Annotated in this window: 1 protein-coding gene; it reads left to right on the top strand. The window is 63.5% G+C overall.

The features are described from left to right. Window positions 1-142 precede the first annotated feature (142 nt). Window positions 143-1,363 carry an IS256 family transposase gene (locus KBO27_RS33330; protein ID WP_210973818.1) on the top strand — a complete coding sequence of 407 codons (1,221 nt, stop codon included), beginning with the start codon at window positions 143-145 and terminating at the stop codon, window positions 1,361-1,363. The last annotated feature ends 41 nt before the right edge of the window (window positions 1,364-1,404 follow it).

Raw genomic sequence — 1,404 nt, 5'->3', positions numbered from 1 at the left:
GGGAGTGTCCTGATCTTTGTGTGTGGGGCGGTGATCCGACAGGCTGGAAGCGTCCGCTTTCGGCTGGAAGGGGATCATCGTGACCGACGGCGACACGACAGCATCGCAGGATGACGACGAGGACCGGCCCGCTTCGGGTGGGTTGGATGTGCAGCTGGCCAGGGAATTGATCGAGCGGGCCCAAGCTCAGGGGGTGTCCCTGGTGGGTCCGGACGGGCTGCTGGCCGGGGTCACCCGGACTGTGTTGCAGACCGCGCTGGAAGCTGAGATGACCGAACACCTCGGCTATGACAAGGGCGATCCCGTCGGCCGCGGAGCTGGTAATCACCGTAATGGCAGCTCGGCGAAAACGGTGCATACCGAGGTGGGGCCGGTGCCGATCGAGGTCCCGCGAGATCGGCGGGGTGAGTTCGAGCCGCAGATCGTGCCCAAGCACGCTCGCCGCATCGCCGGTTTCGACGAGGCTGTGATCTCGTTGTATGCCAAGGGCTTGACCACCGGTGAGATCCAGGCGCACTTGGCTGAGATCTATCAGACCGAGGTGTCCAAGGATCTGATCAGCCGAATCACCGACCAGGTCGTCGACGAACTCAAAATCTGGCAAAACAGACCGCTGGATCGCGTGTACCCGGTCATGCTCATCGACGCGATCCACGTGAAGATCCGGGAAGGCCAGGTCACCAACCGGCCGATCTACGTCGTGGTCGGCATCAACTGCCAAGGCGAACGCGACGTGCTCGGACTCTGGGTGGGCACGGGTGGTGAAGGAGCCAAGCAGTGGATGAGCGTGCTCACCGAACTGAAAAACCGTGGTGTCGCCGATGTGCTCATCGCCTGCTGCGACGGACTCAAGGGACTTCCCGAGGCGATCAACGAGGTCTGGCCTTTGGCCACGGTGCAGGAATGCGTGGTGCACCTGGTCCGCGCCAGCCTGCGTTATGCCGCCCGAGGCCACTGGGGTGCGATTACGAAAGCACTGCGCACGGTCTACACCGCCCCGACCGTCGAGGCCGCCCAGGCCCGGTTCGACGAGTTCGAGCAGACCTGGGGCGCGAAATACCCGGCGATCATCCGGTTGTGGCGCTCGTCGTGGGAGCAATTCACCCCGTTTTTGGCGTTCCCTCCGGACATCCGCAAGATCATCTACACCACGAACGCCGTGGAGAGTCTCAACGCCCGGTTCCGTCAGGCCACCCGCCGGCGCGGGCATTTCCCGTCCGAGCAAGCCGCGCTCAAGGTGCTCTACCTGGTCATTCGCACCCCGCAGCGCAACCGCAGTAACGTCACCGGGCGAACGCACGGCTGGAAACAGGCCCTGAACACCCTCGTGATGTTCTACGGCGACCGGATCAGCCTCAACTAGAAACCGACCACCGCCTCACCCACGAAAAATCAGACAGGCCC

Origin of the sequence: Saccharopolyspora endophytica, from assembly GCF_018070075.1 — a bacterium.
Lineage (GTDB): Bacteria > Actinomycetota > Actinomycetes > Mycobacteriales > Pseudonocardiaceae > Saccharopolyspora > Saccharopolyspora endophytica.
Note: the sequence above shows the minus strand (reverse complement) of the source record. Positions and strands in the feature narration are given on the sequence as shown.